This is a genomic window from Azonexus hydrophilus DSM 23864 (assembly GCF_000429605.1).
Taxonomy (GTDB): Bacteria; Pseudomonadota; Gammaproteobacteria; order Burkholderiales; family Rhodocyclaceae; genus Azonexus; species Azonexus hydrophilus.
Genome location: NZ_AUCE01000018.1, coordinates 164046 through 177651 on the forward strand (window position 1 = coordinate 164046; position 13606 = coordinate 177651).

General features: G+C 63.0%; 11 protein-coding genes and 2 rRNA genes. 5 read left to right on the forward strand and 8 right to left on the reverse strand.

Features of this window, described 5'->3' with window-relative positions; translation table 11 throughout:
• The first annotated feature begins 6 nt into the window (after positions 1-6).
• Positions 7-1080, forward strand: a complete 1074-nt coding sequence (locus G471_RS0110845; protein WP_028995363.1) for an RNA methyltransferase — start codon at positions 7-9, stop codon at positions 1078-1080.
• On the opposite strand, the gene G471_RS17420 is transcribed toward G471_RS0110845, so the two are convergent.
• From G471_RS17420 to G471_RS17430, 3 genes are read right to left on the reverse strand one after another with little or no spacing between them, the layout of a single operon-like run.
• Entirely contained in the window at positions 1045-3639 is a 2595-nt protein-coding gene (locus tag G471_RS17420; protein WP_081700227.1) for an EAL domain-containing protein, read from the reverse strand. The genes G471_RS0110845 and G471_RS17420 overlap by 36 nt on opposite strands.
• On the reverse strand, positions 3636-4649 hold the full coding sequence (locus tag G471_RS17425) for a cytochrome-c peroxidase (protein WP_081700228.1): 1014 nt from the start codon (positions 4647-4649) through the stop codon (positions 3636-3638). The genes G471_RS17420 and G471_RS17425 overlap by 4 nt, the downstream gene beginning before the upstream one ends.
• A 4-nt stretch (positions 4650-4653) precedes the next feature.
• Complete coding sequence (locus tag G471_RS17430) at positions 4654-5622, reverse strand: GGDEF domain-containing protein (RefSeq protein ID WP_051295443.1); 969 nt, start codon at positions 5620-5622, stop codon at positions 4654-4656.
• Positions 5623-5714: 92 nt separating this feature from the next.
• On the opposite strand from G471_RS17430, the gene nth reads away from it, so the two are divergent.
• Genes nth through G471_RS0110880 form a run of 4 tightly spaced genes read left to right on the forward strand, consistent with a single transcriptional unit; the run spans position 5715 to position 8471 of the window.
• A complete protein-coding gene (nth, locus tag G471_RS0110865) occupies positions 5715-6347 on the forward strand; it encodes an endonuclease III (protein WP_028995364.1) in 633 nt (210 codons plus the stop codon).
• Positions 6344-7366 carry an FIST C-terminal domain-containing protein gene (locus tag G471_RS0110870; RefSeq protein WP_028995365.1) on the forward strand — a complete coding sequence of 341 codons (1023 nt, stop codon included), beginning with the start codon at positions 6344-6346 and terminating at the stop codon, positions 7364-7366. Before nth ends, G471_RS0110870 begins: the two co-directional genes overlap by 4 nt.
• The gene (locus G471_RS0110875; protein ID WP_028995366.1) at positions 7347-7778 is read left to right on the forward strand and encodes a DUF1841 family protein; all 432 of its coding nucleotides are present in this window, start codon (positions 7347-7349) and stop codon (positions 7776-7778) included. Before G471_RS0110870 ends, G471_RS0110875 begins: the two co-directional genes overlap by 20 nt.
• A gap of 36 nt (positions 7779-7814) precedes the next feature.
• A complete protein-coding gene (locus G471_RS0110880; protein ID WP_028995367.1) occupies positions 7815-8471 on the forward strand; it encodes a FecR family protein in 657 nt (218 codons plus the stop codon).
• On the opposite strand, the gene G471_RS0110885 is transcribed toward G471_RS0110880, so the two are convergent.
• The 5 genes from G471_RS0110885 to G471_RS0110905 form a co-directional block, all read right to left on the reverse strand.
• Positions 8465-9238 (reverse strand): oxygen-binding di-iron domain-containing protein, encoded by a 774-nt coding sequence (locus G471_RS0110885; RefSeq protein ID WP_028995368.1) that lies wholly within the window; start codon positions 9236-9238, stop codon positions 8465-8467. The two genes, G471_RS0110880 and G471_RS0110885, sit on opposite strands and share 7 nt — an antisense overlap.
• Before the next feature lie 69 nt (positions 9239-9307).
• On the reverse strand, positions 9308-11104 hold the full coding sequence (gene tfpB / locus G471_RS0110890) for a type IV pilus assembly ATPase TfpB (protein WP_028995369.1): 1797 nt from the start codon (positions 11102-11104) through the stop codon (positions 9308-9310).
• A 102-nt stretch (positions 11105-11206) separates the two neighbouring features.
• The gene (gene htpG / locus G471_RS0110895; protein ID WP_028995370.1) at positions 11207-13123 is read right to left on the reverse strand and encodes a molecular chaperone HtpG; all 1917 of its coding nucleotides are present in this window, start codon (positions 13121-13123) and stop codon (positions 11207-11209) included.
• 144 nt (positions 13124-13267) lie between these two features.
• Positions 13268-13380 (reverse strand): 5S ribosomal RNA (gene rrf, locus G471_RS0110900).
• 106 nt (positions 13381-13486) lie between these two features.
• A 23S ribosomal RNA gene (locus G471_RS0110905) occupies positions 13487-13606 on the reverse strand; the annotation flags it as partial.

A 13606-nucleotide genomic window follows, 5' to 3' on the forward strand; every position in this document is an offset into this window, starting at 1 on the left:
ACCGGCATGCAACTGGCCGAGTTTCGCGAGCACCTGCGCACGCTGGGCGCCAAGCCCGCCCACGAGGAACGCATGCTGCGCGCCTGGCTGCAGGCCAGGCCGCTCGATAGCGGCACACGCCGCCAGGCCGCCGAAAACTTCCTGCCGCTGGCCATCCGTGACGCACTGCCGGCACTGACCGGGCAGCTTGCAGCGCTGGCCCGCGTGGTCTCCGAACATCCGGGCGACGACGGCACCCGTCTGCTGGTCGAACTGGCCGACAGCCAGACGGTCGAGAGCGTGCTACTGCCGCGCGACGGCGTCTGCATCTCGACCCAGATCGGCTGTGCGGTCGGCTGCACCTTCTGCATGACCGGCCGCGACGGCCTGCTGCGTCAGGTCGGCAGTGCCGAAATGCTGGCCCAGGTGGTCCTCGCCCGCCAGCGCCAGCCCTTGCGCCGCGTGGTCTTCATGGGCATGGGCGAGCCCTCGCACAATCTCGACAACGTGCTGGAGGCCATCGACCTGCTCGGCACGGCCGGCGGTTTCGGCCACAAGAACCTGGTTTTCTCGACTGTCGGCGACCCGCGCGTGTTCGAGCGCCTGCCGCAGCAGCGCGTCGTCCCGGCGCTGGCACTGTCGCTGCACACCACCGACGGCGAGCTGCGCGCCCGCCTGCTGCCCAAGGCGCCGCGCATGGCGCCGGAAGAACTGGTCGAGCTGGCCGAAATCTACGCCCGCCAGACCGGCTACCCGATCCAGTATCAATGGACACTGCTCGCCGGCGTCAACGACAGCGTCGAGGAAATGGACGGCATCGTCCGCCTGCTCGCCGGCAAGTACGCAATCATGAACCTGATTCCGTACAACACCACGGCAGCGCTCGATTTCCAGCGCCCGGCCAACGACCGTGTCACGGAACTGGCGCACTACCTGCACGCCCGCGGCATCCGCGTGACCGTGCGCCGCTCGGCCGGCCAGGATGTCGATGGCGGATGCGGCCAGTTGCGGGCGCGCAGCCGCGACGGCAGCCCGGTCGCCCCACCGCGCCGTCGTTCCCGGCCGTCAGCAGACGCCGTCGAGATGACGGGCGGAAAGTAGGCTGACAAACTGATCGGCGGCCTGCGGCCGACCGTACAGGTAACCCTGGAACTGATCGCAGCCATGCTCGCGCAGATAGCGCGCCTGGACCTCGTTCTCGACGCCTTCGGCAATGACCTCAAGGTCGAGTTCGTGGGCCATGGCGATGATTGCCGACGCCAGGCGAATCGACTCCCCGTGCTCGCCGATCTGGGTGACGAAACTGCGGTCGATCTTCAGCGACTGAACCGGAAACTGGCGCAGGTAGCTGAGCGAGGAATAACCGGTACCGAAATCGTCGATCGCCACCTGGATGTACATCCGGCGCAGCACCTGCAACATCGCGGTCGCCCGTGAGGAATTGCGCATCAGCAGGGATTCGGTCAGTTCCAGTTCGATCAGTTGCGGCGGCAGGCCGTAATCGGCCAGCACCTGCGACAGCATTCGCGGCAGATCCTGCTGGATGAACTGGTGGGCGGAGATATTCACCGCCACCGGCACGACCATCAGGCCGGCGTCGAGCCAGGCGCGCTGTTGCGCGCAGACGTTGCGGATCGCCCATTCGCCGAAAGCGTTGATCAGGCCGTTTTCCTCGGCGATGGGAATGAACTGTTCGGGCGCGATCATTCCCTGTTCGCGGTGCTGCCAGCGCATCAGCGCTTCGGCCCCGATCAGTTCACCGGTCTTGGCATCGACCTTGGGCTGGTAATGGAGCAGCAACTCCTGGCGCTCCAGCGCGCCAAACAAATCGTTCTCCAGCAGCAACTCGCCCAGCGTCGCCGTGTTGATCTCGGTGGAGAAGAAACGGAAGGTGTTGCGGCCCTCCTCCTTGGCCCGATACATCGCCGCATCGGCCTTGCGCAGCAGTTCAGAGGCGCTATCCCCATCCTCGGGATAAAGCGCGATGCCGGCGCTGGCGCTGACCGTCAGTTCGTGACCGGCCAGCAGGTAGGGCTGACACAGAGCCGTCAGGAGTTTCTGGCAAACGTGAGCGGCATCCTGGCGCAGCTCCAGCTCGGGCAGGACAACCACGAACTCGTCGCCGCCCTGGCGGCAGAGCGTGTCGGTATCGCGCAGCACATGCAGGCCGCGTTGCGCCGCCTGCACCAGCAGATTGTCACCGACCGCATGGCCAAGCGTGTCGTTGATGTTCTTGAACCGGTCAAGGTCGATGAAGATGACGCCCATGTGCCGGCTGCTGCGTTTGGACTTGAGCAGGCCCTGGCCGATCCGGTCCTCGAGCAGCAGGCGGTTGGGCAGACCGGTCAAGGCGTCGTGGTGCGCCAGATGATGGATGCGCGCCTCGCTCTGCTTGCGCTCCGAGATGTCGATGAAGACACCAATGTAATTGCCGGATTCGCCGGAGTCGTCGGGAACGGCGGTAATCGACAGCCATTCGGGGAAAATCGCGCCATCCTTGCGCCGATTCCAGATTTCCCCCTGCCACTGGCCGCTTTCCTTCAGGGTCTGCCACATGTCGTGGTAGAAATCCTCGCTCTGGCGGCCGGAATTGAGCACGGCCGGCGTCCGTCCAAGCACTTCCTCGGGGGTATAGCCGGTAATGGTGCAGAAGGCCGGGTTGACCGCGATGATCCGCGATTCGCTGTCGGTGATGGTCATGCCTTCGGCGGCATGCGTGAACACTGTGCCGTAGAGCTGCAACTGGGCTTCCACGCGGCGTTGTGCCTCGTAGCGGTCGGCCAGGTCGGCGTGCGCCGCGACCAGGGCCCGCCGGTCGCGCTCGATCCTGACCAGGGCATACATGGCGTAGGCGAGCAGGCACATGGCGATCGCGTACAGCAGGGTACGGTAGTAGGTAGCCAGCGCCAGCGCTGACTGGTGGGCATCGAGGTAGCTGCGGGTCAGTTCGTCGTGCAGCCCGCCGCTCGGCGCACGCACGATGCGGTCGACCAGCCCGGACACCTCCGGCGCGTGATCGATGATCAAGCGCGCATGCACCAGCAACTGTCTCATCTCGACCTGGCGCGGCGTCAGCGCGGGCGTATCGAGCAACTGCTGCAGGGCGCTGCGCAAGGCGGCGAGATCGGTCGCTTCCCGGTTGCCCGTCAGTTCGGCACCGATCAGTCGCCGGATGAAACTCTCGAACGCCTTGCGCTGCGGCCAGTCCTCTCCAGCCAGCAGGGATTCCGCCGCCGCCGGCAGATAGAGGGTGGAATTGCGCAATACGGAATTGGCGCGCTGAAAGCGGTCAATCGCCAGCGCCTTCTCCTGCTGGGCGGCAATCAAGGCCTGGATGCGCGCTTCGAGCTGCCGCTGCCCGGTGTCGTCGAGCCATTTCGGCACCACCTGCAAGGCGTTGCCGGTTTCCCGCAAACGCGTCTGGTAGTAGGCCATGCCGTCGTAGTTCTTGAGCAGGCCGGCATAGCTGGCCACCACCTTGGCATTGAGCTGCTCGTCGTAATGCTGATACTGCCGCAGCAGACGCGTATAGGTGTTGTGGGCCTCCGGCGACACCTCGCCGGCGCGGAAGAACAGCCAGGTCAGCAGCCCCGTCAGGATGGCGATCAGGATCATCCGCCAGGCCCGGTGCGCGCGTAGTGCGGCCAGCGTCTCCCTCATTCGTCGCGCCCTGTCGCCGGTATGCGGCCAGTCAGCGAGTTGAGGAAGGCTACGATGGCCTTCACGTCCTCGGCCGCCAGGTCACGCCCCAACTGATAGCGCCCCATGATGGCCACCGCCACCTCCAGCGTCGGTGCCGAACCGTCGTGGAAATAGGGCGCGGTCAGTGCCACGTTGCGCAGCCCCGGCACCTTGAAGACATGACGATCCTCTTCCCGCCCGGTCACGTTATAGCGGCCGAGATCAGCTGCGGTCAGGGGCCGGTCAGCAAAGTAATCGCCGAGCACGCCGAATTTCTGGAACATGTTGCCGCCGAGCAGCACGCCCTGGTGGCAACTGACGCAGCCAAAATCGCGGAAGCGCTGATAACCGGCCCGCGCCAGTTCGTCGAGCGCCTCCTCGTCACCACGCAGATAACGGTCGAACGGCGAATCCAGCGTCAGCAGCGACTGCTCGAAGCTGGCAATCGCGTCGGCGATATTCGCCGCCGTCAAGCCATCCGGGTAAGCCAGCCGGAAGGCCTCGCGCATGCTCTCGTCGGCACCGAGACGTTCGATGACCAGCGACCAGGACGCGCCCATCTCCAGCGGGTTGTGAATCGGGCCGGCAGCCTGTTCCTGCAGGGTCAAGGCACGACCATCCCAGAACTGGACAAAACTCAGTCCGCTGTTGAAGACAGTGGGGGCATTGATGCCGCCTTCGCGGCCAAGGATGCCAACCGATACCGGCTGGCCGTCGGCGCCACCGAGATCGAAGCGGTGACAGGAAGCGCAGGCCAGCGAGTAATCGGCCGACAGGCGGGTATCGGCGAACAGGCGGGCGCCCAGCGCGACGCGCTCCGGCCGTAAAGGCGGCAGTTCGGGCAGCGGCCGCAAAGCCTGCATGCTATCGTCGAAGCTTCCGGGAAAAGCGCTCGGCAGGAATAGCGAATCATCGTGCGCAGGACGCAAGAACCAGGCAGCCAGCGCGACGCCAAGCAATACGGAAAGCCCTAGAAAAAAGCGCTTCATGAGCTCACTCGGCCAGCACCACGCAGTTCTTGCCGCGGTGCTTGGCAGCATAAACCGCTTCATCGGCCCGGCGGATCAGGGTCTGCTCGTCCTCGCCCGGACGCCACTCGGCGACGCCGATACTGATGGTCGCAGAAATCGCCTCGGCGTCGGCAAGCGGCAGGCGAATCCCGGCAAACCGGGCGCGTACCCGTTCCGCCAGTTGCATGGCCGACGTTGCCGCCGTTTCCGGCAGCAGGATGACGAACTCCTCGCCGCCGTAACGATAGGCGCTGTCGCTGCCGCGCTCGCAGGCGCGGATCAGTGCGGCCAGTTCGATCAAGACGCGATCTCCCTCGAGGTGCCCGAAGCGGTCGTTGATTGCCTTGAAATCGTCGCAGTCGAGCACCATCAGGGATAAAGGCCGACCATAGCGCTTCGCCCGGGCAATTTCATGCAGCAAATGCTCCCACAGCGTTCGGGTATTGAGCAGGCCGGTCAGTGCATCGGTCCGACTGAGTTCGCGATAACGCTCCTCGCTGGCACGCAGCGCCTCCTCGGCACGGTGTCGCTCGGTCACGTTCTGCAGCGTCTCGATGGCGCCGATGACGCGGCCTTGATCATCGCAAATCGGTGCGGCCGTGAAGAACAGCCAGCATCCATGGTCGCCGAAGGCGGGAAAGAAGTCCTCGGCCTCGTAGGCGCCCTCGATCAATTCGGAACGGTGGAATTTGCCGTGGTAGAAAGTATCGACCTTGGACTCGACGGCACCATCGACGATCAGGTCGGCGAGGATGGGGCGCGGATCGGGGTAAAACGCCCGCCACTGATCGCGACTACCGATCATTTCGCTGGCCGGCACACCGGTCATCACCGCACAGGCACGGTTCCAGTGGATGACCCGGTGCTCGCTGTCGATCACGATCGTCGCCACCGGATTGCCATCGAATATCCGCGACAGTGAGATCTGCCCTCCGCTGTTCGTGAGGTACATAAACCCTGCGCTTTCTCCGTCGGTTAAAATCTTTGTGTCCCCAATATCGCGCATTCCGGGGCCCCTGACAATCCCTTCGAATCCTAGTCACCGTGAAAAAAGACGCCGTCGAACAGTTTTATCTGCGCTTGCGCGAAAACAACCCCGCACCGACGACCGAACTCGAGTACGCCAGCCCCTTCCAGCTGCTGATCGCGGTCATCCTGTCGGCACAGGCGACCGATGTCGGCGTCAACAAGGCGACGGCACGACTGTTCCCGATTGCCCCGACCGCCGAGCGCATGCTGGCGCTCGGCGAGGAGGGACTGAGCGAATACATCAAGACCATTGGCCTCTATCGCACCAAGGCCAGGAACGTCATCGCCACCTGCCGCATCCTGATCGAGCAGCATGGCGGCGAAGTGCCTCAGGAACGCGAAGCGCTCGAAGCCCTGCCGGGCGTCGGCCGCAAGACGGCGAATGTGGTGCTGAACACGGCCTTCGGACAGCCGACCATCGCCGTCGACACCCATATCTTCCGCCTCGGCAACCGTACCGGACTGGCCCCGGGCAAAACCGTGCTCGATGTCGAGAAGAAGCTGCTGCGCGTCACGCCTGAGGAGTTCATGAAGGACGCCCATCACTGGCTGATCCTGCACGGACGCTACATCTGCAAGGCACGCAAGCCCGAGTGTGCGCGTTGCTGCGTGATCGATCTCTGCCAGTTCCGGGGCAAGACGGTATGAAAGTCGGCAGCGGCCAGGCGGTCGGCAGCAGCCCGACTCCGGCACTGGCCGAGCAGGCGGTCAGGGAGGCGCTGGCACGCGCCGGCCTGACCCGTGCCGAGCGCGTCCTGCTGTTCCTGAGCAAGGACTTCGCCCGCCAGTTGCCGGCCACCCTGCGCGCTGCCGCCGCTGCCGCCACCTGCCTGCAGATCGATGGCTGCAGCGCCAACGGCGTATTGAGCGACCAGGGCTGGCAGATCGACCGCCCGGCTGCGGTCGCACTGGTGTTTTCCGAGCTACCGAAAGCCGGCGCCGCATCGCCGCTACTGTCGTTTTCCGGCCAGGGGCGTCTGGCCTGGGACTGGCAAGACGATCCCGCCCGGATCGGCCTGGTCGACAACGACACCCAGGCCTGGCAGCAGGCCCGCGAAAACGGCGACACCCGTTGCCAGTTCGCCCTGCCCGGCCTGCGCTGCACGCCTTTGCTGTCACGCGGGCTGCGCCGGATCGGCGAGCGGCAGACGGTGAGCGTCGCCGACGCCCATGAATTGCGCCAACTTGAGTCCGGCACCGCAACCGACAGCCTGCTCCGCGCCCTGCCCGGCGAACTGCGCGCGCGCCCGCCGATCCACCAGCTCTCCCTGCTGCGCGACGCGTCCGAGCCCGGCATTGGCGTCCTGTCGCTCAACAGCGACGGCTCGCTGACCCTGACGGCAGCGCTGCAGGCGGGCGAGCAGTTCGACTGGGCCATCCGTCAGCCGCTGGCCGCCGATCAGGAAATGCGCCAGTTGCTGGATGGTGCGCGGACGCAGACACGACCAGAATTTGCCCTGATGCTCTCGTGCATCGGGCGTGGCCCACTGTTCTACGGCGGCGACGATCGCGACCTGGCGTTGTTCCGCGAGACGTTTCCCGACCTGCCGATGATCGGCGCTTATGGCATCGGTCAGATTTTTCCCGGTGAGCACGGCAATCGCCTGTTCCATAATGCCGTCCTTACCCTGCTCTACGAAAGACACGATGTTCAATCCCTCCCGTGATCAGGTCCGCGATTTCTTCTGCAGCGCCTGGACCAAACACCTCGACCGAATGCCCCTGGTTGGCGCCGAAGTGACGGCGGCCGACATTGCCGCCCGCCATCCGGAATACCACACGCTGCTGAGCAACCCCGAGATGGCGCGCAATCAGGAGTGGACGCCGGACAGCGGACAGATGAACCCCTTCCTGCACCTGTCGCTGCATCTGGCCATCCACGAGCAGCTCAGCATCGACCAGCCGCCGGGGATCCGGGTGGCGTTCGAACGCCTGAGGACGAGAATGGACACGCACGATGCCGAACATGTGCTGCTCGAGTGCCTGGGCGAAACCATCTGGCGTGCCCAGCGCGAAGGCAGCCAGATGGATGCCCTGGCCTACGTCGATGCCATCCAGCGCAAGGCCGGCATGCGCTAATATCGCACCACGATCATCTTCCGCACGAGGTCTGCCATGCAACGACGCAAACTGCTCAAAGGTCTGCTGGCCGCCGGCTTGGCCGAACGCCTGGTTTTCCTGCGCCAGGCCTGGGCGGCGGGCAGCAAGCTGGCAAAGCCCGGCTTCTACCAGTTACAGGGGACGGTCACCGTCAACGGGCGACCGGCCCGCGAAGGCATGACGCTCAAACCCGGCGACCGGGTGGTCACCGGCGCCAACAGCCAGGCTATCTACGTCATCGGCCAGGACGCCTATCTGCAACGCGACAATTCCACCGTAGACATTGCCGGCGACATCCTCAGAAGCGGCCTGCGCATGCTGAACGGGAAACTGCTGTCGGTCTTCGGCAAGGGCGACAAGCGGATCGAGACCGGCGTCGCCACCATCGGCATCCGCGGCACCGGCTGTTATCTCGAAACCGATGCGAACCGCAGCTATTTCTGCCTCTGCTACGGCATCGCCGACGTTGCCCGGATCGGCAACGAGCAGCAGGTCAGACGCGTGCAGACCACGCATCACGAACAACCGCTCAACCTCTATGCCGATGCCGCCAAGGGCATTCAGGCGGCCGCGATGGTCAATCACAGCGACGCCGAACTGATCCTGCTCGAGCAACTGGTCGGCCGGATTCCGCCCTTTGTCGGAAAATCCGGCTACAGCTATAACTACTGAGGAATCTGGTAGCTGTTCTGAGTCATCAGATCGACCCCGCACTCGATCCCCTCGACCCAGGCAATGAAGTCCTCGACCGCCTGCTTGCCGACAAAACGCGCCCCGTGCTGGGGAACGACCTGCTCGATATCGAGCTGGCGAACCATGTTGGCCCAGTAGCGGCACACCTTGCGTGAGACGATGTAGCGCTTGTGGAAACCTTCCATGTAACGCACGTGCGAATGGAAATCGGTGACTGGAATCGCGGCCTGCTCATGCGGCACCAGCGAGGTGCCGAGGTCGCCGGAGAACAGAATTTTGGCGACCGGATCGTAGAACTGGAAATTGCCTTCGGCATGCATGAAATGCGCCGGCAGCGCCAGCAACTTGCACTGGCCCAGCGGGATCACGCTGCCCTGGTCGGGAATGCCGACGATGCGGTGCGAGACATCCTTGCCGGTGGTGAAATGCGGGACGAAACGCGTCCATAGCGACGAGATCATCACCTTGCAATGCGAAGCGACAAACCATTTGTTGACCGAGGCGATGATGTCCGGATCGGGGTGCGAGGCCAGGATGTAATCGAGATCCTTGGACGAGAAATACTTCTGCATGTCCATCAGCAGGCCGGTATAGGTCATGTTGCCGCCTGGATCGACCAGCGCACCGTGACCGTTGTCGACGATCAGGAACTGGTTGCATTGGACGGCACCGCCCGGGGAATCGTCCACCAGGTCGTAAAACGCATGAACGATGTGCTTCCCGTTGTTGAACAATTCAACTGCCATATAACCCCCTGGTGACAAGGCCTGAAATTATCCTCCCACTAGTCATTTGTGACTAGTCCGCAAGGAGGATTAATTGTCGTCGGCCGGCGGCAGCTGCTTGATCAGTTCCTCGATCGTCGTCATCCCCTGGGCCAGTTTGAGCGCCCCGGATACGCGCAGCGGATGCATGCCTTCGCGGAAGGCCTGTTCGCGGATTTTCGGAATCTCGGCGCCAGGGCGGATCAGGCGGCGGACCTCGGGCGAATTGACCAATATTTCGTAGACCCCGATACGGCCGCTATAGCCCGTCATCCGGCACTCCAGGCAACCGGTCGCGTGATGGATGTGGGTGGGCTCTGCGGCTTTCCAGGGATGCACCAGACTGCGCCAGGCCACCCGCTCCTCGTCGCTGATCGGCACACTTTTCTTGCAGTGCGGGCACAAGGTGCGCACCAGGCGCTGGGCCATGATGCCGAGCAGGGTCGAGTTGATCAGATAGGCCGGCACGCCGAGGTCGAGCAGACGCGTGATCGCCGACGGCGCGTCGTTGGTGTGCAGGGTGGCCAGCACAAGGTGTCCGGTCAGCGCCGCCTGAATGGCCATTTCGGCGGTTTCCAGGTCACGGATCTCGCCGATCATGATGATGTCCGGATCCTGCCGCATCAGCGCCCGGACGCCGTCGGCAAAGTTCAGGTCGATGGCGTGATGCACCTGCATCTGGTTGAACGCCGGCTCGACCATTTCGATCGGGTCTTCGATGGTGCACACATTGACTTCCGGCGTCGCCAGATGCTTCAGCGTGGTGTACAGCGTCGTCGTCTTGCCGGAACCGGTCGGTCCGGTGACCAGGATGATGCCGTTGGGCGCGGCAGTCATCTGCTGCCAGCGCGTTCCGTCTTCCTGGGAAAAACCCAGCGAGCGGAAATCGCGGACCAGGACTTCCGGGTCGAAGATACGCATCACCAGCTTCTCGCCGAACGCCGTCGGCAACGTGGACAAGCGCAGCTCGACTTCCTGGCCGCCCGGCGTCCGCGTCTTGATGCGACCATCCTGGGGACGCCGCTTCTCGATCACATCCATGCGCCCGAGCAGCTTGATGCGACTGGTCATCGCCGTCATCACCGCCATCGGAATCTGGTACACCTGATGCAGGACGCCGTCGATGCGGAAGCGGACAATGCCGACATCGCGGCGCGGCTCAATGTGGATGTCGGAAGCGCGCTGGTCGAAGGCGTACTGCCAGAGCCAGTCGACAATATGGACGATGTGCTGGTCGTTGGCATCGAACTGCCGATTGGCTTTGCCGAGTTCGACCAGTTGCTCGAAACTCGACAGCGCCGATGCCGTTTCACCCTTGGCTGCCGCCTTCTTGATCGACTTGGCGAGGTTGAAGAATTCGACCAGATAACGGCTGATATCGTCGGGATTGGCCATGACCCGGCGGATGCCGGTGCGCAGGATCTGACGCAACTCGCCCTCCCACTCGCGCACAAAGGGCTCGGCCGTGGCAATCACGATCTCACGGCTCGTTACCTGAACCGGGAGGATGGCAAAACGCGCCGCATAGGCACTGGACATCACCTCGGCGATGCCGGTGAAGTCGATCTTGAGCGGATCGATGTGCAGGTAGTCGAGCCCACAACGGGCCGCCAGCCACTCCGTGAGGGCGTCGAGATTCAGCAACTTCTGCGGCGGCTGCAGGCTGCGCCAGCGCTGATCGGCAATCACCGCCAGCGGGTGCTGCTTGGTGTCGCCGTGCAGGCGTCGCTCGGCCTTGAGGGCCGCTGCCTGTGCGGCATCGATCAGACCATCGGCGACCGCCATCTCGAGAACCTCGTTCAGTGTGAGACGGTGTTCTTCAGGCGGATTGGCTGACGTGGAAAGCATCTTGACGGGGACCCCGGGCGCGAAACGACGAATGAATATAGCCGAAAAAGTCGCTGCCCGGGCAAGCCCCAAACAAAAAACGGGGCCGCAGCCCCGTTTCGATTACTTGGCCGACAAGGCCATCATCAGGTCGTTGATGCGTTTGACGAAACCGGCCGGATCGTCGAGCTGGCCACCTTCGGCCAGGGTCGCCTGTTCGAACAGCAGGACCGCCCAGTCGTCGAAGCGGGGTTCCTCGTACTTCAGCCGCATCACCGCCGGATGCTGCGGGTTGATTTCGAGGATGGGCTTGACGTCGGGCGCCTTCTGGCCGGCGACCTTGAGCAGGCGGGCCAGATTGCCAGACGGATCGTGTTCGTCGGACACCAGGCAGGACGGCGAATCGGTCAGACGATAGGTGACGCGAACATCCTTGACCTTGTCGCCGAGCGCGGCCTTGACCTTCTCCAGCAGTTCCTTGTACTCGTCGGCCGCCTTCTCGGCTTCCTTCTTCTCGGCTTCGTCTTCCAGCTTGCCCAGATCGAGGCCGCCCTTGGCCACCGATTGCAGGGACTTGCCTTCGAACTCGGTCAGGTGACCGACCACCCATTCATCGACGCGATCGGACAGCAGCAGGACTTCGATGCCCTTCTTCTTGAAGATTTCCAGATGCGGGCTGTTCTTCGCGGCATTGAATGTATCCGCCGTGACGTAGTAGATCTTCTCCTGGCCTTCCTTCATCCGGGCGATGTAATCGGCCAGCGACACTACCTGCTGGTCGCCGTCGCCATGCGTCGAGGCGAAACGCAGCAGGCCGGCGATCCGTTCCTTGTTGGCAAAGTCCTCGCCGACACCTTCCTTGAGGACGGCACCGAAGGCTTCCCAGAATTTGGCGTACTTCTCCTTGTCGGCCGCGTCCTCACTGTTGGCCAGGCCTTCGAGCATGGACAGCACCTTGCGCGTGCAACCGGAGCGGATGTTGTCGATATCCTTCGATTCCTGCAGGATTTCGCGCGAGACGTTGAGCGGCAGATCGGCCGAATCGACGACACCGCGCACGAAACGCAGGTAGAGCGGCATCAGCTTCTCGGCGTCGTCCATGATGAAGACACGGCGCACATACAGCTTGATGCCGTGGCGGGCGTTGCGGTCCCACAGGTCGAAAGGCGCGCGCGCCGGGATGTACAGCAGTTGCGTGTACTCCTGCTTGCCCTCGACCTTGGCGTGGGTCCAGCACAGCGGATCCTCGAAATCGTGGGCGACGTGCTTGTAGAACTCCTTGTACTGCTCGTCGTCGATCTCCGACTTGGCACGCGCCCACAGCGCATTGGCCTGGTTGACCGTCTCGTCTTCGTCGGTCGTCACCTGCTCGCCGTCCTTCCACTCTTCCTTCTTCATCAGGATCGGCAGGGTGATGTGGTCGGAGTACTTGCGGATGATCGATTTCAGCTTCCAGCCGGAAAGGAACTCATCCTCGCCCTCGCGCAGATGCAGGATGACGTCGGTGCCGCGGGAGGCCTTGTCGACCATCTCGACGGTGTAATCGCCTTCGCCCGTCGACTCCCAGCAGACCGCCTGATCGGCAGGCAAACCTGCGCGTCGGGAAATCACCGTGACCTTGTTTGCAATGATGAACGACGAATAGAAACCGACGCCAAACTGGCCGATCAGATTGGCATCCTTGGCCTGGTCGCCGGTCAGCGCCGAGAAGAATTCGCGGGTCCCGGATTTGGCAATGGTCCCCAGATGCTGCACGGCTTCCTCGCGCGACAGACCGATGCCGTTATCGGAAATGGTGATCGTGCGTGCTGCCTTGTCAAAAGCGATGCGGATCTTAAGTTCGCTGTCGTCGCCGTACAGGGCGCCGTTGTTCAGCGCTTCGAAGCGCAGCTTGTCGCAGGCATCGGAAGCATTGGAAACCAGTTCGCGCAGGAAAATTTCCTTGTTGCTGTACAAGGAATGGATCATCAACTGCAGCAGTTGTTTGACTTCGGCCTGAAAGCCCAGCGTTTCACGACTGGCGGTTGCGGATTCGGACATAGATGAAACTCCAGTGAAATCAGTAAGGTTCCCTGGAGATGGGGGCCGGAGCGCGAATTTCAAGTCCGCCGAGCGAACACTTTGCGCGTCCTGCAACGCAAAAACCCCCGCTACTTTTAGCAGCGGGGGTTTTGGTATTGGGTAGCCTGGCGGTGACCTACTTTCGCGAGCGGAAGCTCACTATCATTGGCGCTCATCTGTTTCACGGTCCTGTTCGGGAAGGGAAGGGGTGGGTCCAGAAGGCTATTGCCGCCAAGCGTAACTTGTGTGTTCGTCGCGTGTTGAGGCGCGCCGAACGCAAAATGGTAGAAGGTTGTTTGTTGTGACTGCGTCTATGAGTATGCTGCAGTGTTACAAGGTTATAGGATCAAGCCGCACGGGCAATTAGTATCAGTTAGCTTAACGCATTACTGCGCTTCCACACCTGACCTATCAACGTCGTGGTCTTCGACGACCCTTTAGGGAGTTCAAGACTCCGGGAAA